This window comes from Streptomyces sp. NPDC031064, assembly GCF_055570965.1.
Map to the genome: position 1 here is coordinate 224,494 of NZ_JBVIGF010000008.1, position 22,696 is coordinate 247,189.

Below are 22,696 nucleotides of genomic sequence, written 5' to 3' on the forward strand. Positions count from 1 at the left end.
GGAAACCTCACCCGCGCGGGACGCGCACCACGCCCTCCTGGATCACCGAGATGGCGAGCCGGCCGTCCTGGGTGTAGATGCGGGCCTGGCCCAGCCCCCGGCCGCCGGAGGCCGAGGGGGACTCCTGGTCGTACAGGAGCCACTCGTCCGCCCGGAAGGGGCGGTGGAACCACATGGCGTGGTCCAGGGACGCGCCCACCACGTCACCGACCGCCCAGCCGCCGCGCCCGTGGGCGAGGAGCACCGAGTCGAGCAGCGTCATGTCGGAGACGTACGTCGCCAGGCACACGTGCAGCAGCGGGTCGTCCGCGAGCTTGCCGTTGGTGCGGAACCACACCTGGGAGCGCGGCTCGCGCCGCACGCCCGCCGTCGCGTACGGGGGCTCCTCGACGTACCGCAGGTCGACCGCCGCCCGGGCCTCCAGGAGCCGGTCCACGGTGTCCGGGTGGACGAACCGGTCCGCGTACCGGGGGAGGATCTCGGCGGCCGTCGGCAGCGTGTCCGGGTCCGGCGCGGGTGGCATGTCCGCCTGGTGCTCCAGGCCGTCCTCGTACGTCTGGAACGACGCCGACAGGTGGAAGATCGGCTGCCCGTGCTGGACGGCGACGACCCGCCGGGTGGTGAAGGAGCGGCCGTCGCGGATGCGGTCCACGGTGTAGACGATCGGCGCGCCCGGGTCCCCGGCGCGCAGGAAGTACGCGTGCAGGGAGTGGGCGAGGCGGTTCTCCGGGACCGTGCGGCCGGCCGCGACCAGCGCCTGGGCCGCGACCTGGCCGCCGAAGACGCGCGGGACGATCGCCGAGCGCGACTCGCCCCGGAAGATGTCCCGCTCGATCCGCTCAAGGTCGAGCAGATCGAGCAGGTCGTCGAGCGCTTCGGTCACCGGGACTACAGGCCCATCGACTTGGCGATGATCGACTTCATGATCTCGCTGGTACCGCCGTAGATGCGGTTGACGCGGTTGTCCGCGTACAGGCGGGCGATGGGGTACTCGTTCATGTAGCCGTAGCCGCCGTGGAGCTGGAGGCAGCGGTCGATGACGCGGTGGGCGACCTCGGTGCAGAACAGCTTGGCGCTGGCGGCCTCGGCCGGGGTCAGCTCGCCCGCGTCCAGGGCCTCCAGGGCGCGGTCGGCGACGGCCTCGGCCGCGTCCACCTCGGCCTGGCAGGCGGCCAGCTCGAACTTGGTGTTCTGGAAGTGGGCGACCGGCTTGCCGAAGACGGTGCGCTCGGTCACGTACTGCTGCGCGAACCGGATCGCGGCCTTGGCCTGCGCGTACGCGCCGAAAGCGATGCCCCAGCGCTCGGAGGCCAGGTTGTGGCCGAGGTAGTAGAAGCCCTTGCCCTCCTCGCCGAGCAGGTCCTCGACCGGGACCTTGACGTCGACGAAGGCCAGCTCGGCGGTGTCGGAGGTCTTCAGGCCGAGCTTGTCGAGCTTGCGGCCGATGGAGTAGCCCTCGGACTTGGTGTCCACCGCGAAGAGGGAGATGCCGAAGCGGCGGTCCTCGGCGGAGGGGGCGGAGGTACGGGCGCACACGATCACGCGGTCGGCGTGGACGCCGCCGGTGATGAAGGTCTTGGCGCCGTTGAGGACGTAGTGCGTGCCGTCCTCGGAGAGCTTGGCGGTGGTCTTCATGCCCGCGACGTCGGAGCCGGTGCCCGGCTCGGTCATCGCCAGCGCCCACATCTCCTCGCCGCTCACGAAGTTCGGCAGGTAGCGCTTCTTCTGCTCGTCGGTGGCGAGCATCTTGATGTAGGGCAGGGCCAGCAGCACGTGCACGCCGGAGCCGCCGAACTGGACGCCCGCGCGGGAGGTCTCCTCGTACAGGACGGCCTCGAACTTGTGCGTGTCCAGGCCCGCGCCGCCGAACTCCTCGGGCACGTTGATGCCGAAGACGCCCAGCTCGCCGAGCTTGTAGTAGAAGTCGCGCGGCGCCTGGCCAGCGGCGAACCACTCGTCGTAGACGGGGACGACCTCGGCCTCGATGAAGGCGCGGATGGTCTCCCGGAACGCCTCGTGGTCCTCGTTGAATACGGTACGGCGCACGGACGCCTCCTTGGCTACGTGTGGCTAAGCGCTTGCTCAGACGAAGTTACCGGGCAGTCACCGAAGCTGTCCAGGGTCGTTCATGTCACAACCATCACGGTGACCAGCGCAGCGCGAACCACAGCTCCATGCGGACCTCGGCGTCGTCCAGGTCCATGGACAGCAGCGCCGCGCACCGGGCGATCCGCTGCCGGACCGTGTTGCGGTGGACGCCCAGCGCCGTGGCCGTGCGGTCCCAGTTGCCGTGCAGGGACAGCCACACGCGCAAGGTCTCCGGCAGGGGCTCCGGCAGCGGGGCGAGCAGGGTGCGGGCGTACGCGGCCGCCTCGTCGGGGTCCAGCAGGGCGCCGATCCCGCCGGAGCGGTGCCGGGCCAGCGGGGTGTGCGCGGCCTGGGCGCGGCGCAGGGCGCGCGCCGCCTGGAGGCCCGCGGCGCCGAGCTTCGAGGGCTCCACCGGGGCGCTGACCCCGAGCGTCCAGCCCGGGTGGGGGACGACGTCCCGGCCGGCGGGCAGGAGCGCCAGTACGGTGCCGCCGTCCCGGGCGTCCACCAGCGGCGTGCCCAGCGGGGGCGGGGGGCCTTCCCCGCGCGCGTGCACCACGGTCCACGGGGCCTCGCCCAGCAGCGGGGCGACCTCGGCGGGGGCGGCGCCCAGCAGGAGGCGGACCAGGGCGCTGGTGCGCGTGGCCTCGTCGGCGCCCTGGTGCGGGGCGGTGAGCAGCGACAGGAGGACCACCGCGACGCCCGCGATCGTGTGGTCGCCCGGCTCCCGGCGCTCCGAGGCGAGGCCCAGCGTGAGGCCCTGGCCGCCCCCGAGGGCGTACGCGGCGAGGTGGACGCCGCCCACGGTGTCGGCCGCCGAGGCGGGGCGAGAGCCGGACGTGGCACCCTCGCCGGGCCGCGAGGCGGCCCCCGCCCCCGCGCCCGCCCCCGCCCCCGCGCCCGCGCCCGCGCCCGCGCCCGCCCCCGCGCCCGCGCCGGGGTGGCCGCCCGTCCGTGGCACCTGGGCCAGGCGCGCCAGGGCCGCTGCGACCTCGGGCTCCACCGGGCGGCCGGCCGCCGCGTACTCCGTGCCGCCCGGCGCGTACAGCGCGGCCCGCCCCGCCAGCCGGGACGCCAGCGCGTGCAGCACGGCCGGCACCGGGGCGGGCCGCGCCGCGGCGGTGGCGAGCGACCGCTGGGCCTCGGTCACCCGGCGCAGCTCCCGGTGGCGGGCCTCCGCCATCAGCCGCCACACCGCGCGCCCCACCGCCGCGAACGGCGTCCTCGGCGGCACCTCCAGCAGCGGCAGCCCGTGCCGCGCGCAGGCCGCCACCAGCGCCTCCGGCACCGTGTCGTGGACCGGCGCCACCCCGAAGCCGAGCGCCGCCGCGCCCGCCGCCACGACCCGTGCGACGTACCGCTCGGGGTCGGTGAGCTGCACGCCCGCGGTCATCAGCAGCTCGCCGCCCAGCAGGTACGGGTACGGGTCGGCCATCTCGGAGGTGTGCACCCAGTGGATGCCGGCCTCGCCCGGCCCGGTGATCAGCCGCAGCCCCAGCTCCTCGCGGGCGAGCAGCGCGCTCAGCGGGACGGGTGGGGCGGGCGGGGTCGGCGGCGTCGTCTCGGACATGGACGCTTCCTCCATCCGGAGCGCGAGAGATGGAGGAAACGTACACTTCTGTGCCGCCTTCCGGCCACCTACTGTCGTCACCGGCCCCACGGTTAGCCTTATGGGTCGATAAGCCTCGAAGTCGGTGAAAGAAGGCATCTGGACATGAGCAGCAACGAGAACGTGACCCCGCGCGGCCCCATCGACTCGTCCCGCATCCCGCGGTACGCCGGACCCGCCACGTTCGCGCGGCTGCCGCGGCTCGACGAGGTCGGCACCGCCGATGTCGCCGTCGTCGGCGTGCCCTTCGACTCGGGCGTCTCCTACCGTCCCGGCGCCCGCTTCGGCGGCAACGCCATCCGCGAGGCGTCCCGCCTCCTGCGCCCCTACAACCCGGCGCAGGACGCCTCGCCCTTCGCGCTGGCCCAGGTCGCGGACGGCGGCGACATCGCCGTGAACCCGTTCAACATCAACGAGGCCGTCGAGACCGTGGAGGCCGCCGCCGACGAGCTGCTCGGCACCGGCGCCCGCCTGATGACCCTGGGCGGCGACCACACCATCGCGCTGCCCCTGCTGCGGTCCGTCGCCAAGAAGCACGGCCCCGTCGCGCTGCTCCACTTCGACGCCCACCTCGACACCTGGGACACCTACTTTGGCGCCGAGTACACGCACGGCACGCCGTTCCGCCGGGCCGTCGAGGAGGGCATCCTCGACACCGAGGCCCTGTCGCACGTCGGTACGCGCGGCCCGCTGTACGGCAAGCAGGACCTGACCGACGACGAGAAGATGGGCTTCGGCATCGTCACCTCGGCCGATGTCTACCGGCGCGGCGCCGACGAGATCGCCGACCAGCTCCGCCAGCGCATCGGCGACCGCCCGCTGTACATCTCCATCGACATCGACTGCCTCGACCCGGCCCACGCCCCGGGCACCGGCACCCCCGAGGCGGGCGGCATGACCTCCCGCGAGCTGCTGGAGATCCTGCGCGGCCTGGCCTCCTGCAACCTGGTCTCGGCCGATGTCGTCGAGGTCGCCCCGGCGTACGACCACGCCGAGATCACGTCCGTGGCCGCCTCCCACACGGCGTACGAGCTGACGACGATCATGTCCCGCCAGATCGCGGCGGCGCGTCAGGCGTAGGACGCGGGGCCTCAGGCGCGCGGTCGGGTGCGGCCCGGTGGTGGTGGTGCCCACCCTTATCCCCCAGGACTTCATCCTGGGGGGACCCCTCTGCGGAACGGATGCCCACAACCACCTCCTCCCCGAAAGGACGCCACGTGACCCACGACCACGACCTGGTGCTGCGGCCCACCGCCGCGCAGACCGAGGCCGCCCTGAACCCTCCGGCCGGGCGCACCGGTGGTGACCTCGTCGTCGAGACGCTGGCCGGGCTCGGGGCCACCACGGTGTTCGGGCTGCCCGGCCAGCACGCGCTCGGCATGTTCGACGCGCTGCGCCGCTCGAAGCTCCGGTACGTGGGCCTGCGCGTCGAGAACAACGCGGGTTTCGCCGCCGACGCGTACGGCAGGATCACCGGCGAGGCCGCCCCGCTGCTGCTGTCCACCGGCCCCGGCGCCCTGATGTCGCTGGCCGCGCTCCAGGAGGCGGCCGCCGCCAGCGCGCCCGTCCTCGCCATCGGCAGCCAGGTCCCGGCCGCCGGGCTGGGCGGCGGGCGCCACGGCTACCTGCACGAACTGCGCGACCAGCAGGCGTCGTTCCGCGACATCGTCAAGTCCGTGCACACCGTGCGTAGCCAGTCGCAGATCCCGTCCGCGATCGCCGCCGCCTGGGAGTCCGCGCTGACCGCGCCCCACGGCCCGGTCTGGGTGGAGATCCCCCAGGACGTGCTGACGGCCGAGGCCGCCCTGCCCGTGGTCACCGCCATGGACGCCACCCCCGAGGACCTCCCGCCCCGCCCCGAGCTGACGGCCCTCGCCGCGCACCTGCTCGCGAACGCCGAGCGGCCCGCGATCGTCGCGGGCGGCGGAGTGGTGCGCTCCGACGCGTCCGGCAAGCTCCTGGCCCTGGCCGAGCGCCTCCAGGCACCGGTGGTGACGACCTTCGGCGGCAAGGGCGCCTTCCCGTGGGAGCACCCGCTGTCCCTCCAGTCCTGGCTGGAGGACCGGCACACCACCGATTTCCTGGAGGACGCCGACGTCCTCCTCGTCGTGGGCTCCGGACTCGGCGAACTGTCCTCGAACTACCACACCTTCGCCCCGCGCGGCCGGGTGATCCAGATCGAGGCCGACCTCGGCAAGCTGGAGTCCAACCACCCCGCCCTCGGCATCCACGCCGACGCCCGCCTGGCCCTGTCGGCGCTCCTCGAAACCGTGGGCACGAGGACGGACGAGCACGCCGCCGACCGCGTCCGTACCGTGCTGGACAAGGTCCGGGCGCGGATCGACGGCCAGGACCTCACCCTGGAACGGCAGGTCCTCGCCGCCGTGCGCGACGCCCTCCCGGACGACGCGCCCAGTTGCTGGGACATGACGATCCTCGCCTACTGGGCCTGGTCCGCCTTCGACGCCCGCCGCCCCAACACCATGCACTCCGCACAGGGCGCCGGCGGCCTCGGCTACGGCTTCCCGGCCGCTCTCGGCGCAGCCGCGGCCGACCCCACGCGCCCCGTGCTGGCCGTCTCCGGCGACGGCGGCGCCATGTACTCGATCGCCGAGCTGGCCACGGCGAAGCAGTACGGGCTGAACGTCACCTGGCTGATCGTCGACGACGGCGGATACGGCATCCTCCGCGAGTACATGACCGACGCCTTCGGCGCGGCCACCGGCACCGAACTGGCCCGCCCGGACTTCGTGGCGCTCGCCGAGTCGTTCGGCGTCCCCGCCGTACGGACCACACCGAAGGCCCTCCGCGAGGACCTCGCGAACTCCCTTCGCCTGCCCGGCCCTTCGGTGGTCGTGCTGCCCGCCGTGCTGAAGATGTTCGCGCCGACCCACCTGTGACGGAAGCCGCACGGGGTTCACCGGGCCGATGAGCCCCGTGCGTACAACTTTTCCCGTCCTGCCGAGTCATCGAATGCGTGAACAGACTCTCCATATCCCGCCGCGGGCGCGGGTCCCTGTGCGCCGCGGTCGCCCTCGGGGTGCTCCTGCCGACCGCCGCCGGCGTCACCCCCGCCTCCGCCGCGACACCGGCCGTGGCGTGCACCTCCCAGAAGGCGGGCCTCGCCGCCAAACTGGTCAACGACATCAACGCCGCGCTCAAGGGCCGCAAGTCCACCACCGCGATCCTCGTCAACGACCGCGTGACCAAGACGAGCTGCGTCCTGCGGCCGGACACGCAGTTCGACTCCGCCAGCGTGGTCAAGACGACCGTGCTCGCCACGCTCCTGTGGGACGCGCAGAAGTCCAAGCGGGCGCTGACCGCGACCGAGAAGTCGCGCGCCACGGCCATGATCACCAAGTCGGACAACGACGCCACCAGCGCGCTGTGGAAGCAGCTCGGCGTGACCAAGGTCAAGGGCTTCCTCGCCGCGGCCGGCATGACCAAGACCGTCCCCGGCTCCGGCGGCTACTGGGGGCTCACCCAGATCACCGCCCGTGACCAGCAGAAGCTGCTGGCCCTGATCACCGCGAAGAACACCGTCCTCACCGACGCCTCGCGCGCCTACATCCTCGACCTGATGAACAAGGTCGTCTCCTCGCAGCGCTGGGGCACCCCCGCCGGTGCCCCCGGCACCGCGAAGATCCACGTGAAGAACGGCTGGCTGCCGCGCGCCACCCACGGCTGGCGCGTGCACTCCATCGGCGCCTTCACCGGCACGGCGCACAACTACCAGATCACCGTCCTCACGCACGACAACGCGACCATGCAGGACGGCATCAACACCATCCAGGCCGTCGCGCGCGTGGTCCACGCCGACCTCAACCCGGGCGCCGCGAGGAGCGACAGCTTCGTCCCGCCGGCCGTCCCGCAGGAGGCCGTCCCGGCCGTGCCCGGCCGTGCCGCCCAGGACCTGGTGAGCGCCCCGCGCTAGTCCAGCGGCGGCGGAGGGATGAAATCCGTCCGCGCCCGCGTTGGTGCCTTCCGGTAGATCAGGTCGAACAGGTCGACGGGATCCAACGGGAGGCACCACGTGGCGGCGGCAGAGCAGGGATGGGCACGACGGCTGTCCGGGTACGCCTGGCGCTACCGGCGCAACGTGGTGCTCGCGCTCGGGTCGTCCCTCGCGGGCATGGCCGTCATGGCCATCGTCCCGCTGATCACCAAGGTCGTCATCGACGACGTCATCGGCGCCGGCACGCGCTCCCTCGCCGTCTGGACCGGGCTGCTGATCGCCGCCGCCGTCGCCGTCTACGTCCTGACGTACATACGCCGGTACTACGGCGGCCGCCTCGCCCTCGACGTGCAGCACGACCTGCGCACCGAGATGTACGGGACGATCATGCGGCTCGACGGGCGGCGGCAGGACGAGCTGTCCACCGGACAGGTCGTCGGCCGCGCCACCAGCGACCTCCAGCTCATCCAGGGCCTGCTGTTCATGCTCCCGATGACCATCGGGAACTTCCTGCTCTTCCTGATCTCCCTCGTCGTCATGGCGTGGCTGTCGCTGCCGCTCACCCTCGTCGCGCTCGCCGTCGCCCCCGCCCTGTGGTGGATCGCCAAGCGCAGCCGCACCCGGCTCCACCCCGCCACCTGGTACGCCCAGGCACAGGCCGCCCACGTCGCGGGAGTGGTCGACGGCGCCGTGACCGGCGTACGCGTGGTCAAGGGCTTCGGGCAGGAGGAGCAGGAGACCGGCAAGATCCGCGAGGCGAGCCGCAAACTGTTCGCCGGCCGGATGCGCACCATCAAGCTGAACAGCCGCTACACCCCGGCCCTCCAGTCCGTGCCCGCGCTCGGGCAGGTCGCCATGCTGGCGCTCGGCGGCTGGCTGGCCACCCGGGGCCAGATCACCCTGGGCACGTTCGTCGCGTTCTCCACCTACCTCGCGCAGCTCGTCGGCCCGGTCCGGATGCTCGCCATGGTCCTCACCGTCGGCCAGCAGGCCCGTGCGGGCGTCGAGCGCGTCCTGGAGCTCATCGACACCGAACCGGTGATCCAGGACGGCACCAAGGAGCTGCCGGCCGACGCCCCGGCGAGCGTCGAGTTCGACGACGTGTCGTTCGCCTACGAGGACGGCCGGCCCGTCCTCGACGGCTTCTCGCTGGAGATCCGCCCCGGCGAGACGGTCGCCGTGGTCGGCTCCTCCGGCAGCGGCAAGTCGACCGTCTCGCTGCTCCTGCCGCGCTTCTACGACGTGACGCACGGCGCCGTCCTGGTCGGCGGGCACGACGTGCGCGAGCTGACCCTCGCCTCCCTGCGGGACGCCATCGGCCTCGTACCGGAGGACAGCTTCCTCTTCTCCGACACCGTCCGCGCCAACATCGCCTACGGCAAGCCCGACGCCACCGACGAGGAGATCCGCACGGCGGCCCGGGCCGCGCAGGCCGACGGCTTCATCAACGACCTGCCCGAGGGGTACGGCACCAAGGTCGGCGAGCACGGCCTGACCCTCTCCGGGGGGCAGCGCCAGCGCATCGCGCTCGCCCGGGCGATCCTCACCGACCCCAGACTGCTGCTCCTCGACGACGCCACCTCGGCGGTCGACGCCCGTATCGAGCACGAGATCCACGAAGCGCTGCGGTCCGTCATGGCCGGGCGCACCACCCTGCTGATCGCCCACCGCCGCTCCACCCTGAACCTCGCCGACCGGATCGCCGTCCTCGACGACGGGCGGCTGTCCGACATCGGTACGCACGAGGAGCTGGAGCGGCGCTCGGCGCTCTACCGGCGGCTGCTGACCGACCCCGACGAGCTGGGCGGCGTCTCGCCCGGCCACGCCGTGCCCCTGGAGATGCCGGAGGACCGCACGGTACGGGAGGAGCTGGACGCCGAATTCGACGCGGAACGGGGCATCACACCGGCCCTGTGGGAGCGGGAACAGCCCGTCGAGGAGTCGGCGGCGCCGGGCGCCACGCCCGAGCTGCTCGCCCAGGTCGAGGCGCTGCCGCCGGCGACGGACACCCCGGCGGTCGACGAGGCACGGGCGGTCACGCCCGAGGAGTCCTACGGGCTGCGCAGGCTGCTGCGCGGCTTCGGGGCGGCGCTGCTGGTCAGCCTGTTCCTCGTGGCGGTCGACGCGGGCATGGGCCTGCTGCTGCCGATCCTGATCCGGCACGGCATCGACGAAGGCGTCGAGCAGGCCGCGCTGGGCGCGGTGTGGGCGGCGTCCGCGCTGGCGCTGGTGACGGTGCTGGTGCAGTGGGCGGCGCAGACCGGTGAGATCCGGATGACCGGCCGGACCGGCGAGCGGGTGCTGTACGCGCTGCGCCTGAAGATCTTCGCGCAGCTCCAGCGCCTGGGGCTCGACTACTACGAGCGCGAGCTGACCGGGCGGATCATGACCCGGATGACGACGGACGTGGACGCCCTGTCGACGTTCCTCCAGACCGGGCTCGTGACCGCGTTCGTGTCGCTGGTGACGTTCTTCGGCATCATGATCGCGCTCGTCGTGATCGACGTGCAGCTCGCACTGGTCGTCTTCGCGACGCTGCCGGTACTGGTGGTCGGCACGTTCTTCTTCCGCCGGTCGAGTGTGAAGGCGTACGAGCTGGCGCGGGAGCGGATCAGCGTCGTCAACGCCGACCTCCAGGAGTCGGTGTCCGGGCTGCGGATCGTGCAGGCGTTCCGGCGCGAGCGGTCGGGCACGGAGCGGTTCGCGGCGCGCAGCGCCGAGTACCGGGCGGCACGCGTGCGTGGCCAGTGGCTGATCTCGGTCTACTTCCCGTTCGTCCAGTTCCTGTCGTCGGTCGCGGCCGCGGCGGTGCTGATCGTGGGCGCGGGGCGGGTCGAGGCCGGGACGCTGACGACCGGCGCCCTGGTCGCCTACCTGCTCTACATCGACCTGTTCTTCGCGCCCGTGCAGCAGTTGTCGCAGGTCTTCGACGGCTACCAGCAGGCGGCCGTCTCGCTGGGGCGGATGCAGGAGCTGCTGCGCGAGAAGACGTCCACGGCCGCCCCGGCGAAGCCGCGGCCGGTGTCCTCCCTCCGGGGCGAGATCGCCTTCGAGGACGTCTCCTTCGCGTACGGGGACGACGAAGCCGCCCTCAGCGGGGTCGACCTGCGCATCCCGGCCGGGCAGACCGTCGCGTTCGTCGGCGAGACGGGCGCCGGCAAGTCGACGCTGGTCAAGCTGGTCGCCCGGTTCTACGACCCGACGTCCGGCCGGGTCACCGCCGACGGCACCGACCTGCGGGACCTCGACCTGACCGCGTACCGGCACCGGCTGGGGGTCGTCCCCCAGGAGGCGTACCTCTTCGCCGGGACGGTCCGCGACGCCATCGCGTACGGGCGGCCGGAGGCGACCGACGCGGAGGTGGAGGCGGCGGCCCGGGCGGTCGGCGCCCACGACATGATCGCCACGCTGGACGGCGGGTACCTGCACGAGGTCGCCGAGCGCGGGCGGAACCTGTCGGCGGGCCAGCGGCAGTTGATCGCCCTCGCGCGCGCCGAGCTGGTCGACCCCGACGTGCTGCTGCTCGACGAGGCGACGGCCGCGCTGGACCTGGCCACGGAGGCGCAGGTCAACGCCGCCACCGACCGCCTCGCCGGCCGCCGCACCACCCTGGTGGTCGCCCACCGCCTCACCACGGCGGCCCGCGCGGACCGGGTGGTCGTCATGGACCACGGCCGCGTCGCCGAGGACGGCACCCACGACGAGCTGCTGGCCCGCGGCGGCCGCTACGCCGAGCTGTGGCGCACCTTCATCGGCGAGGCCCCGGCGGAGACCCCGGCGGCGACGGCGTGACGCGCGGGTGAGTACGGGCGCCCGGGCTTCTGAGTACCCGGGCGCATTCCGCCGGTGGGCGCCGGGCGGTGGGATGAGGGCATGAGCACCGACCCGGCCGGCGCGCCTGCGCCCTCCGACCTCGCCCTCCGCATGCGTGTCCGCGCGACCATCGCCGCCGTGGCGTTCCTGCCCGCCTGCGTGGTGGTCGGGTTCCTGACGCTGTTCTCCGAGCGGGCGTCCGGATGCGTCGTGAAGGGCGGCGAGCAGTGCGTGGGCATGCCGGGCTGGGTGTGGCTGTACAGCTCCCTGGCCGCCGGGGTGCTGTGGCTCGTCGCGCTGGTCACGCCCGATCGCGGGGCGCGGACGGACGCCGTGCGCAAGGACGCCTTCCGGACGCAGCTCGGCGCCGAGGCGCTCGCGCTGTTCGCGATCCTCAGCTACGCCTAGGCGCCCCCGGGCAACCGTTCGGCGCTCCAGCGCGTCGTACGCACGTACGCTCATGAGGCGGAGGGGAGCAAGCGTGTTCGGTGGGGTGGCCACGGCCAGGGCAGGACGACTGCTCATACACGTGCTCGCGGTGCTGGTCGCCGCGGGCTTCCTCGTCCTCGCGGGACCCGGCACGCCACGTGCCGACGCGGCGGCCACGGCCTGTTCCGGGCGGCTCGTCAAGACGATGGCGTTCAGCACCGGCGAGCTGCGCGTGTACAAGAACCGCCAGTACGCGTGCGCCATGACCGTCGCCAAGAAGCCCGGCGCCCGGCGCGCCATGTCGGTGTCCATCCAGCCGCGCGGCGGACGGGCCGCCGTCGACGCGGGGGCGTTCACCCGGCAGGCCGGGCCCGTCACCGTGCACGCCCTCAACCGGTGCGTGCGCGCGTCCGGCGCGGTCGCGGGCAAGGGCGCCTCCACAGGATGGATCCTCTGCTGACCGGCCCGGGGCCCAATCAGGTCTGGCGGCAAGCACGTTGACCCCACTAGGTTCGCGGCGACCACCGCAAACCCACGTGGAGGGTGAATGCGCAAGGCGCTCAGATGGCTGCTGTCTCTCGTGGTGCTCATAGGCACCGTGAGCGCGGCCGGCACGGCCACCGCCGCCGGGCCCGCCGACAGCGGCACGACCAACGGCACGACCACCGACATCAAGGACCGAATCCTGGCGATACCCGGGATGACCCTGGTGGAGGAGAAGCCCTACCCCGGCTACCGCTACTTCGTCCTCACCTACACCCAGCCGGTCGACCACCGCGACCGCTCCAAGGGCACCTTCCAGCAGCGCCTGACCCTGCTGCACAAGGACACCAGCCGCCCCACCGTCTTCCACACCAGTGGATACGCCGTCAGCACCCGCCCCGGGCGCGCCGAGCCGACCCGGATCGTGGACGGCAACCAGGTCTCCATGGAGTACCGCTTCTTCACCCCGTCCCGCCCCCAGCCCGCCGACTGGTCCAAGCTGGACATCTGGCAGGCCGCCTCCGACCAGCACCGGATCTTCACCGCGCTGAAGAAGATCTACGACCGCAAGTGGCTGGCCACCGGCGCCTCCAAGGGCGGCATGACCGCCACCTACTACGAGCGCTTCTACCCCCGTGACATGGACGGCGTCGTCGCCTACGTCGCCCCCAACGACGTGGTGGAGAAGGAGGACGCGGCGTACGACCGGTTCTTCGCGGGCGTCTCCACCCAGGAGTGCCGCGACCGGCTGAACGCCCTCCAGCGCGAGGCGCTCGTCCGCCGGGCGCCGCTCCAGGAGAGGTTCCGCACCTGGGCGGAGGCCGAGGGCGCGACCTTCAACACCGTCGGCAGCCTGGACAAGGCGTACGAGGCGGTCGTCCTGGACTTCGTCTGGGGCTTCTGGCAGTACCACACCGAGGCCGACTGCGCCTCGATCCCCGATGCCGCCACGGCCACCGACCAGGCCGTGTACGACACCATCGACACGTACTCCGGCTGGTCCTTCTACTCCGACCAGGGCCTGGAACCGTACACCCCGTACTACTACCAGGCCGCCACCGAACTCGGCTCGCCCAGCATGCGGATGGAGCACCTCAAGGGCCTGACCCGGTACGGCTACCAGCCCGCCCGCAACTTCGTGCCGCGTGACATCCCCATGCGGTTCAAGCCGTGGGTGATGCGTGACGTCGACACCTGGGTACGCACCCAGGGGCGCGGCATGCTCTTCGTGTACGGCGGCAACGACCCGTGGGGCGCCGAGAAGTTCCGCGTCGACAAGGGTGCCCGCGACTCCTACGTCATGACCGCGCCGGGCGCCAACCACGGCGCCAACGTCGCGGGCCTGACCGAGGCCGAGCGTACGAAGGCCACGGCGCGCATCCTGGCCTGGGCGGGCGTCGCACCGGCGGACGCGCAGCGCGCGGCGCCGCTGGCGACGTACGACCCGCGCCTGGACAAGCGGGAGCTGAAGCGCGAGCAGACGCTGCGCCCCTGAGGCGCACCGGGGCTGCGCGTACCGCTCACAGGCGGCGCGCGCAGCCCACCGGCTGCTCGCCGCCCAACTCGACGTACAGGTCCGTCCACGCCGGGCACCGCGACCGCCGCTCCACGGCCTTCGCCACCCGGTACTCCGGCCGCCGCGCGCCGGAGCCGTCACAGGCCGTCTCCTTCACCTGGCCCGCGCGGGAGTCGTACAGGCAGTCCCCGGCGACCGTGTACGGGCCGCCGCCGCCCCCGGGGTCGCCCGGGTGCGGCGGCCGGAGGTTGCGCATGCAGGCGTAGCCCCGCGCCACCGCCCCGTCGCCGTCCTCGTCGACGGCGGGGCGGTTCTCGGAGACGTGCAGCACGAAGTCGGTGGTCCGGGGGCAGACCGGCCCGTCGGCCGGCGGCCCCGCGTACCGGGTCAGCACCCGTGCCACCGCCCGCTCGCTGCCGCAGACCACCTCGCGGAAGTCCCGGCCACGGGTGCTGCACTCGCCGGGGCCGAGGAAGACCTCGCCGTAGCCGGTGGCGCTCTCCTCGAAGCCGACGGGCGCGCCCCCGCGTGCCTGCTCACAGCCGGTGATGAGCGCCGCCGTCAGCAGCAGGGCGCCCATGGCTCGTCGCCGACGCATGCCAGACCCCCCGATCCTCGCGCCCAGCGTGACCCGCCGTGGCGGGCACACGCCAGACGCGTCGGGGGTATTGCGCTATTTGTACGTCAGGATTTGTACGTCAGGCCGTAGCCCATCGGGTACAGCACCTGGGCCGGATCGTCCGCGCGCTGTACGGGCACGGGCAGCCGGCCCTCCGGCCGCGCCCGCCCCGCGATGACCCGTGCTGCGGCGCGGAGTTCGACGTCGGTCCAGGAGTAGGTGGCGAGCGTGGCGCGCTGGCCGCTGAGGCGTGCGATGTCGTAGGGGTTGCGGATGGCGACCGTGACGACGGGGACGCCGGTGGCCGCGAGCCGGGACACCAGGGTGCGCTGGCTGCTGGTGGCCGAGACGTTGTACGTCCCGACGACCACGGCGTCCTTGCCGGCCGCCGCCGCGACCGCCTCGTCGATCTTCGCGGCGGTCGGGGCGGTTCCGGTCGGCAGCACCCGGGTGGTGAAGCCGAGTTCGGTGAGGGCGGCGGCCAGGGTGGTGGTCGGCGGGCCGGTCGTCCCGGAGGGCGAGGCGACGTCGGCGCCCACGACGAGGAGGTTCGGCCGGTCGGCGGGGCTGAGCGGGAGCAGTCCGCCGTCGTTGAGCAGCAGGGTGGTGGTCCGCTCGGCGATCCGGTCGGCCGCGGTGAGGTGCGGTCGGGTGCCGACGGTGCGGTCCACGGAGTCGTGGGCGACGTACGGGTCGTGGAACAGGCCCAGTTTCGCCTTCAGGCGGAGGATGCGGAGAATCGATTCCTCGATGCGGGCCTCGCTGATCTCGCCGCTCTGTACGGCCTTGAGGACGGCGTTCCAGGCCACGGACAGCTTGGGCGGGTTGAGCAGTTGGTCGCAGCCGGCCTTGAGGGCGAGGACGGGGACGCGGTCGTCGCCGTACTTGGTGCGTACGCCTTCCATGCCGAGCGAGTCGGTCACGACGACGCCGTCGTACCCGAGTTGCTCGCGGAGGATGCCGGTGAGGATGGGGCGGGAGAGGGTGGCGGGGTCCTCGGCCGGGTCGAGGGCCGGGACGACGATGTGCGCCGTCATGATCGAGTCGATCCCGGCGGCGATGGCGGCCCGGAACGGCGGCGCGTCGAGCGTGTTCCACTGCTCTCGCGTGTGGGTGATGGTCGGCAGGCCGTAGTGGCTGTCGACGGACGTGTCGCCGTGCCCGGGGAAGTGCTTGGACGTGGCGGCGATGCCCGCCCGCTGGTAGCCGCTGACCTGGGCGGCGACCATACCGGCGACGGCCTGCGGGTCGGCGCCGAAGGAGCGTACGCCGATGACGGGGTTGGCCGGGTTGACGTTGACGTCGGCCACGGGCGCGTAGTTCTGGCGGATGCCCATCGCGGCCAGCTCGGCGCCGGCCACGCGGGCGGCACGGCGGGCGTCGGAGCGCGAGCCGCCCGCACCGAGCGCCATGGCGCCGGGCATGAGGGTGGCGGGTTCCCCTATCCGGGCGACGATGCCGTGCTCCTGGTCGGTGGAGATGAGGACCGGGACGGGGACCGGCTGGGCGAGCCCGGCGCGCTGGATGCCGTTGGACAGGTCGGCGATCTGGTGCGGGTCGCGGGTGTTGTGGGCCCAGGAGAAGTAGATGATGCCGCCGACGTGGTACGTGGCGATCAGCTCGGCGGCGGTGCGGACGCCGATCTCCTTGAGGTTGGCGTCGATGTCGGCCTGGTCGGGGGCGGTCGCGGAGTGCCCGTAGACCCGCATGACGAAGAGCTGGCCGACCTTCTCCTCCAGGCTCATACGGGAGATGAGCCGCTTGAGGCGGCGGTCCTCGCCGGTCGCCGCCCCGGCGGGGGTGGTCACTGCGCCGACGGCTGCGGCCGCGGCAGTGGCGGCGGTGACGGTGAGGAGGGTGCGTCTGGAGGGGGTGGTGGGTGTGGCTCGGTGGTGCATGGTGCTCCTTCCGGCCATCCGGATGAAGGAAACTTCCAAGGAGTCACGGATAGCCGGAAAGTAACTGCCAGGTCAAGGACCCGCGCACACCGCGCCGGGAAAGGGGCGGAGGGGCAAGGGCCGCCACGGCCGCCCTACACGGCATCGGCCCGTGACTCCGGGGCCGTCACCGGCCCGCCACTGCCCGCCCGCGCCTCTTCGAGGAGAGCGCGGGCCTTCGCCTCGGCCTGGTCGTACCGCTCGGGATAGGCCGACCGCTGCACGCTCTGCGCGACCTGGCCGGCGGTCCACTCGGGATGGGCGCGGTCGGCCTCGACGGCCCGGGTGAAGAAGGCGTTGGACGCGTACGTGACGTCCATGCACTGTTCGCGGGTGCCCCAGCCCTGACTCGGGCGCTGCTGGAAGACGCCGACCGAGTCGAGGTGCCCGCAGGGGAGGTTGTTCATGTGGGACTCGACCCACCCGGCCTCGAAGCCGGCGAGCATCACCTTGTCGTTGACGCCCCACTGGCCGCCGACCCGGTAGACGGTCCTGATGACCTCCGGGTCGTGCTCGGACGGTACGGGACAGTCCGCCGTGCTTCCCAGCTCCGTGGCCGGGACGTGGTCCCCGACCGGGGGAGGTTCGCGCGTCAGCGCCCCGGCGAGCGCCGACGGCCCGCCCAGTGCCCACGCGGCGGCGGTCAGACCGCCGGCTTGCACGAAACGGCGTCTGGACACCATGGGACTCCCTCTCGGGCGCGGCCGCGGGGCTCCCCGGCCGGTTCCCGGGGACGCCACGACAGATTCACACCCGGACGCCGATCCCCGTGCCAGGGTGACGTCGTGTCGGCCGGAGCCCGCCCGAAAAGCGCACGGACGCGGGTGGGGCACCCAGGAGTGGGGCACCCAGGAGGGGGCGCCTAGGCGATCGCCGCCAAGTGCTCCCGGCCCGCCGCGAGCAGCGGCGGCAGGTCGGCCGCCTGCGGGTACCACCGCTTCTCGTACTCCCAGCAGGCCCAGCCCTCGCCGCCCACCAGCGCCAGGCACTCGGCGAGCGGCAGCACCCCGGCGCCGAGGGGCAGCGGCGTGGGGTCCTCCGCCGAGGCGATGTCCTTGACCTGGACGTAGCCCAGGTACGGCGCCAGCACCGCGTGCGTGGCCGCCGGGGCCTCGCCCGCCGACCAGGGGTGCATCACGTCCCACAGGGCGCCCACGTGCTTGTGGCCGACCGCCCCCACGATCCTGGCCACGTCCGCACCGGTGCGGTGCGAGTCGTGGGTCTCCACCAGGACCCGCACGCCCAGGTCCGCGGCGACCTCCGCCGCCACGCCCAGCCGGCGGGCCGCCGTCGCGTCCGCCCGCGCCGGGTCCTGGTCGCCGCCGCCCGGGAACACCCTCACGTACGACGCGCCCAGGTCGGCCGCCAGGTACAGGAGCCGGTGCAGCTCCTCGTACACGGGCTCGTCGTCCCCGGCCTCCGCCACGCGCGCGTACCCCGCCACCGTCAGGATCTCGACGCCCTCCCGCGCGAACTCCTCGACCACGGCCCGCCTCTCGTGCGCCACCAGCCCGGGGTGCACCGGCTCCTCGGGGTGGGCGCGCAGCTCCACGCCCTGGTAGCCGCTGTCCACGGCGAGGCGGACGACGTCGGGGACCGGCATCCCGGGGACACCGAGGGTGGAGAAGGCGTACTTCACGGTCTGGAGCTCCTTCGTACGGCGCGGGTCCGGTCTCACTCCCGTGGAACGTACCCGCAAGGCGCCCGGACATGGCGGACCACGAGTGCCGGGGCCGCCCCGCGTACCCGGTCCTTCCGCGATGGCGCCGGGTCAGCGCCCGCGCGGCCGCCCCGTCGACGCCCGGACCATCAGCTCCCCGGCGATGGTCGCGATGCCACCCGGTGGCGGCGCCTCCGTGCGCGTCGCCAGCCGCCCGGCACGCGCGCCCGCCTCGTGGAGCGGCAGCCGTACGGTGGTGAGGGCGGGCACCGCGTCCACCGAGAACGGCAGGTCGTCGAAGCCCGCCACGGAGACGTCGTCCGGGATGCGCAGCCCCTGGTCGCGCAGCGCGGCGCAGGCGCCCAGCGCGACCGTGTCGTTCGCGGCGACGATCGCCGTCAGGTCCGGGTCACGGCGCAGCAGCTCCAGCGTCGCGTCGTAGCCCGAGCGCCGGTCGTAGGACCCGTGCACGGTGAGCCGGTCCAGGCCGCCAGCGAGCCCGGCCGCCTCCATCGCCGCGCGGTGGCCCTCCAGGCGGTGGCGGGTGGTGGTGCGCTCGGCCGGACCGGCGACGTACCCGATGCGCCGGTGGCCCAGCGTCAGCAGATGCTCCGTCAGCCGGCGCCCGCCGCCCCGGTTGTCGAACGTCAGCGCGGCCGCGATCGCGTCGCCCGCCGCCGGCACCGGCGGCCGCCCGCACAGCACCACCCGGGTCCCGGCATCCGCGAGCTTGGCCAGCTTGGCGGCCATGGCCGCGATGTGGTCCGGGTCCTCCACCGCGCCGCCGGTCAGGACGACGGCGGCCGCGCGCTGGCGCTGGAGCAGGGTCAGGTAGGTCAGCTCGCGCTCCGGGGACCCGCCCGTGTTGCAGACGACGGCGAGCTTCTCGCCCCCCGCCCGGCCCGATCCGCCCTCGCCGATCGCGGTCTGCGCGGCGCCCGCCATGATCCCGAAGAACGGGTCGGCGATGTCGTTGACGAGGATGCCGACCAGGTCGGAGGTGGCGGCGGCGAGCGCGCTGGCGGGGCCGTTGAGGACGTAGTCCAGCTCGTCGACCGCGCGCAGGACCCGCTCCCGGGTGGAGGCCGCGACCGGGTAGTTGCCGTTGAGGACGCGGGAGACGGTGGCCGGGGACACCCGGGCGCGCGCCGCCACATCGGCCAGGGTGACTGTCATCGCTTTCCTCCGAGGAGAGTCGGACCGGGCCCTTGTACGGGCCGCTGTCGGCAGGCTAGCGTCATCCCCGATAGAAAGCGCTTGCTACGACGTTGTCCGGGCAAGACTCCCGTAAGCGACAGGCGACCGGGCCGACCACACAGGCGACGGGGCCGACCACACATGGAGGACCTTCGTGACACGCAGAACCGTGCGGATCGCCATGAACGGCGTCACGGGGCGGATGGGGTACCGGCAGCACCTGGTGCGCTCCATCCTCGCGATCCGCGACCAGGGCGGCCTGGACCTCGGCGACGGGCAGGTCCTGTGGCCCGAGCCGGTGCTCGTCGGCCGCCGCGAGCACGCCCTGCGCGCGCTCGCCGACCGCCACGGACTGACCGAATGGTCCACCGACCTCGACGGGGTCCTCGCCGACGGCTCCATCGACATCTACTTCGACGCCCAGGTCACCTCCGCCCGCGTCGACGCCCTCGGCAAGGCCATCGCGGCCGGCAAGCACGTCTACACCGAGAAGCCGACCGCCACCGATACCGCCGGCGCCCTGGAGCTCGCCCGCATGGCCCAGGCCGCCGGCATCAAGCACGGAGTCGTCCAGGACAAGATCTTCCTGCCGGGTCTGCTCAAGCTGAAGCGCCTCATCGACGGCGGCTTCTTCGGCGAGATCCTCTCCGTACGGGGGGAGTTCGGCTACTGGGTCTTCGAGGGCGACTGGCAGGAGGCCCAGCGCCCCTCCTGGAACTACCGCGCCGAGGACGGCGGCGGCATCGTCGTCGACATGTTCCCGCACTGGGAGTACGTCCTGCACGAGCTGTTCGGCCGGGTGACCAGCGTCAACGCCCACGTCACCACCCACATCCCGCAGCGCTGGGACGAGGACGGCAAGCCGTACGCCGCCACCGCCGACGACGCCGCGTACGGCATCTTCGAACTGGCCGGCGGCGCCGTCGCGCAGATCAACTCCTCCTGGGCGGTACGCGTCCACCGCGACGAACTCGTCGAGTTCCAGGTCGACGGCACCCACGGCTCGGCCGTCGCCGGGCTGCGCGACTGCCGCGTCCAGCACCGCTCGGCCACGCCCAAGCCGGTGTGGAACCCGGACGTGCCCGTCACGGAGGCCTTCCGCGACCAGTGGCAGGAGGTGCCGGACAACGCCGAGTTCGACAACGGTTTCAAGGCCCAGTGGGAGCTGTTCCTGCGCCACGTCGTCCTCGACGAGCCGTACCACTGGGACCTCCTGGCGGGCGCGCGCGGCGTGCAGCTCGCCGAGCTGGGCCTGAAGTCCTCCGCCGAGGGCCGCCGTTGCGACGTACCGGAGCTGTCGCTGTGACGATCCGACTCCCGCACGGCACCTACGAACCGCGTACCGAACCCGCGGCCTTCGCCCCCACCGGCGTGCCCTTGGCGTCCCGTACGGTCTTCTCCGCCGCCCACGTGGTGGCCGACCCGTACGCAGACGTCTCGCCCGACTCCCCGGCGGCCGTCGACTGGGACGCCACCCTCGCCTTCCGCCGCCACCTGTGGGCGCACGGGCTCGGAGTGGCCGAGGCCATGGACACCGCCCAGCGCGGCATGGGCCTGGACTGGGCCGGGGCGGCCGAGCTGATCCGCCGCTCGGGCGCCGAGGCGAAGGCGGCCGGCGGCCGGATCGCGGCGGGCGCCGGCACCGACCAGCTCACCGGCCCGGCGGACCTGGCCACCGTGCGGGCCGCGTACGAGGAGCAGTTGGCGGTGGTGGAGGAGAGCGGCGCCCAGCCCATCCTCATGGCCTCCCGGGCGCTCGCGGCGTCCGCGACGAGCCCCGACGACTACCTCACCGTGTACGCCCACCTCCTCCGCCAGTCCGCCGAACCCGTGATCCTCCACTGGCTGGGCCCGATGTTCGACCCCGCCCTGGAGGGCTACTGGGGCTCGGCCGACCTGGACGCCGCGACCGACACCTTCCTGAAGGTCATCGCCGAGCACCCCGACAAGGTCGACGGCATCAAGGTGTCCCTCCTGGACGCGCGGCGCGAGGTGGAGCTCCGCCGCCGCCTCCCCGACGGGGTGCGCTGCTACACCGGCGACGACTTCCACTACCCCGAGCTGATCGCGGGCGACGCACACGGCTTCAGCCACGCGCTGCTCGGCATCTTCGACCCGCTCGGCCCCCTGGCGGCCGAGGCGGTCCGCCGCCTCGACACCGGTGACGAGGCGGGCTTCCGCGCCGTCCTCGACCCGACCGTCCCCCTCTCCCGCCACCTCTTCCAGGCACCGACCCGCTTCTACAAGACGGGCGTGGTGTTCCTGGCCTGGCTGGCCGGCCACCAGGACCACTTCACCATGGTCGGCGGCCTCCAGTCGGCACGCTCGCTCCCGCACCTGGCACGGGCGTACGAACTGGCCGACGGACTGGGCCTGTTCCCCGACCCGGCGCTGGCGGAGTCCCGAATGAAGTCCCTGCTCACGGTGTACGGAGTCGGCAGTTGAGTCTCACCAGGTTCAGCATCAACCAGATGACGGTCAGACAACTTCCCCTGCCCGAGCTGACCGGGGCCTGCGCGCGCCTGGGCATCTTGGGCATCGGCCTGTGGCGCGAGCCGGTCGCCGAATACGGCCTGGAGGCCACCGCCAAACTGGTGCGCGACGCCGGGCTGACGGTCACCACCCTGTGCCGGGGCGGCTTCTTCACCACCGCCGCCGACCTGGACGACAACCGCGCGGCCGTCGACGAGGCGGCGGCCCTCGGCACCGACACCCTGGTCCTCGTCTCCGGCGGCCTCCCGCCCGGGGAGAAGGACCTGTCGGCCGCGCGCTCCGTCATCGCCGCCGCGCTCGCCGAACTCGCCCCGTACGCCGCCGAGCGGGGCGTCCGGCTCGCGATCGAGCCCCTGCACCCCATGTACGCGGCCGACCGCTGCGCGGTGTCCACCCTCGACCAGGCGCTCGCCCTGGCCGAGCCGTTCCCGTCCTCCCAGGTGGGCGTCGTCGTGGACACGTACCACGTCTGGTGGGACGACCGGGCCCCGGCGGCCGTCGCACGGGCCGGCGCGCAAGGCCGCATCCACTCCTTCCAGCTCGCCGACTGGACCACCCCCTTGCCGGCCGGTGTCCTCACCGGGCGCGGCCAGATCGGCGACGGCACCATCGACCTGCGCGCCTGGCGCGAACTGGTCGACGCGGCCGGCTACACCGGCCCCATCGAGGTGGAACTGTTCAACGACGGTCTGTGGGCCCGGGACGGGATCGAGGTGCTGGAGGAGACGGCGCGGCGGTACGTGCGGCACGTGCTCTGACATTCACGGCCGTCGCCCGTACAACCTTCGCGGTGCGGCACGTGTCGTATCTGTCATCAGGGCCTCCGGGGGGAAATCCGGGGGGATTCGGAGGAGGCCCCTGATGGGGGGAGCGCGCGGGGCCCGGCCCGTGGACGCC

18 protein-coding genes are annotated in these 22,696 nt (G+C 73.2%); 10 read left to right on the forward strand and 8 right to left on the reverse strand.

All coding sequences use genetic code 11. The features are described from left to right. Positions 1–7: 7 nt before the first annotated feature. From tesB to ACZ46W_RS27755, 3 genes are all read right to left on the reverse strand, one after another. Positions 8–883 (reverse strand): acyl-CoA thioesterase II, encoded by an 876-nt coding sequence (gene tesB / locus ACZ46W_RS27745; RefSeq protein WP_468342910.1) that lies wholly within the window; start codon positions 881–883, stop codon positions 8–10. A 5-nt stretch (positions 884–888) separates the two neighbouring features. Beyond that, a complete protein-coding gene (locus ACZ46W_RS27750) occupies positions 889–2,046 on the reverse strand; it encodes an acyl-CoA dehydrogenase family protein (protein WP_468342913.1) in 1,158 nt (385 codons plus the stop codon). A gap of 94 nt (positions 2,047–2,140) precedes the next feature. Continuing rightward, positions 2,141–3,658, reverse strand: a complete 1,518-nt coding sequence (locus tag ACZ46W_RS27755) for a PucR family transcriptional regulator (protein ID WP_468342916.1) — start codon at positions 3,656–3,658, stop codon at positions 2,141–2,143. A gap of 144 nt (positions 3,659–3,802) precedes the next feature. Between ACZ46W_RS27755 and speB the strand changes: the two genes are divergently transcribed. The 7 genes from speB (at position 3,803) to ACZ46W_RS27790 (ending at position 13,872) form a co-directional block, all read left to right on the forward strand. After that, a complete protein-coding gene (speB, locus tag ACZ46W_RS27760; RefSeq protein ID WP_468342919.1) occupies positions 3,803–4,777 on the forward strand; it encodes an agmatinase in 975 nt (324 codons plus the stop codon). A gap of 137 nt (positions 4,778–4,914) precedes the next feature. Then, positions 4,915–6,597: a thiamine pyrophosphate-binding protein gene (locus tag ACZ46W_RS27765; protein WP_468342921.1), complete on the forward strand. Its 1,683-nt coding sequence runs from the start codon at positions 4,915–4,917 to the stop codon at positions 6,595–6,597. A 140-nt stretch (positions 6,598–6,737) separates the two neighbouring features. Next, positions 6,738–7,631, forward strand: coding sequence for a serine hydrolase (locus ACZ46W_RS27770; protein WP_468343418.1), 894 nt, complete (start codon positions 6,738–6,740; stop codon positions 7,629–7,631). A gap of 99 nt (positions 7,632–7,730) precedes the next feature. Continuing rightward, positions 7,731–11,444, forward strand: a complete 3,714-nt coding sequence (locus ACZ46W_RS27775) for an ABC transporter ATP-binding protein (protein WP_468342924.1) — start codon at positions 7,731–7,733, stop codon at positions 11,442–11,444. An 81-nt stretch (positions 11,445–11,525) separates the two neighbouring features. Beyond that, a complete protein-coding gene (locus ACZ46W_RS27780) occupies positions 11,526–11,873 on the forward strand; it encodes a hypothetical protein (protein WP_468342927.1) in 348 nt (115 codons plus the stop codon). 52 nt (positions 11,874–11,925) lie between these two features. Then, a complete protein-coding gene (locus ACZ46W_RS27785; protein WP_468342929.1) occupies positions 11,926–12,354 on the forward strand; it encodes a hypothetical protein in 429 nt (142 codons plus the stop codon). An 87-nt stretch (positions 12,355–12,441) separates the two neighbouring features. Then, positions 12,442–13,872, forward strand: coding sequence for an aminopeptidase (locus ACZ46W_RS27790; protein WP_468342931.1), 1,431 nt, complete (start codon positions 12,442–12,444; stop codon positions 13,870–13,872). 25 nt (positions 13,873–13,897) lie between these two features. On the opposite strand, the gene ACZ46W_RS27795 is transcribed toward ACZ46W_RS27790, so the two are convergent. From ACZ46W_RS27795 to ACZ46W_RS27815, 5 genes are all read right to left on the reverse strand, one after another. Continuing rightward, on the reverse strand, positions 13,898–14,491 hold the full coding sequence (locus ACZ46W_RS27795) for a hypothetical protein (protein WP_468342933.1): 594 nt from the start codon (positions 14,489–14,491) through the stop codon (positions 13,898–13,900). A gap of 86 nt (positions 14,492–14,577) precedes the next feature. Then, positions 14,578–16,410 (reverse strand): glycoside hydrolase family 3 protein, encoded by a 1,833-nt coding sequence (locus tag ACZ46W_RS27800; protein ID WP_468342935.1) that lies wholly within the window; start codon positions 16,408–16,410, stop codon positions 14,578–14,580. 134 nt (positions 16,411–16,544) lie between these two features. Beyond that, entirely contained in the window at positions 16,545–17,132 is a 588-nt protein-coding gene (locus ACZ46W_RS27805) for a hypothetical protein (RefSeq protein WP_468342937.1), read from the reverse strand. Between the two features lie 179 nt (positions 17,133–17,311). Continuing rightward, entirely contained in the window at positions 17,312–18,088 is a 777-nt protein-coding gene (locus ACZ46W_RS27810) for a sugar phosphate isomerase/epimerase family protein (RefSeq protein WP_468343421.1), read from the reverse strand. Between the two features lie 132 nt (positions 18,089–18,220). Beyond that, positions 18,221–19,285 carry a LacI family DNA-binding transcriptional regulator gene (locus ACZ46W_RS27815; RefSeq protein ID WP_468342939.1) on the reverse strand — a complete coding sequence of 355 codons (1,065 nt, stop codon included), beginning with the start codon at positions 19,283–19,285 and terminating at the stop codon, positions 18,221–18,223. A 175-nt stretch (positions 19,286–19,460) separates the two neighbouring features. Here ACZ46W_RS27815 and ACZ46W_RS27820 point away from each other — a divergent pair, with 175 nt between their 5' ends. The 3 genes from ACZ46W_RS27820 to ACZ46W_RS27830 are packed head-to-tail and all read left to right on the forward strand — an operon-like array spanning position 19,461 to position 22,557. Next, positions 19,461–20,612 (forward strand): Gfo/Idh/MocA family protein, encoded by a 1,152-nt coding sequence (locus tag ACZ46W_RS27820; protein ID WP_468342941.1) that lies wholly within the window; start codon positions 19,461–19,463, stop codon positions 20,610–20,612. Further along, positions 20,609–21,751, forward strand: a complete 1,143-nt coding sequence (locus ACZ46W_RS27825) for a dihydrodipicolinate synthase family protein (RefSeq protein WP_468342943.1) — start codon at positions 20,609–20,611, stop codon at positions 21,749–21,751. The genes ACZ46W_RS27820 and ACZ46W_RS27825 overlap by 4 nt, the downstream gene beginning before the upstream one ends. A gap of 26 nt (positions 21,752–21,777) precedes the next feature. Beyond that, on the forward strand, positions 21,778–22,557 hold the full coding sequence (locus ACZ46W_RS27830) for a sugar phosphate isomerase/epimerase family protein (RefSeq protein WP_468343424.1): 780 nt from the start codon (positions 21,778–21,780) through the stop codon (positions 22,555–22,557). Positions 22,558–22,696: the final 139 nt, after the last annotated feature.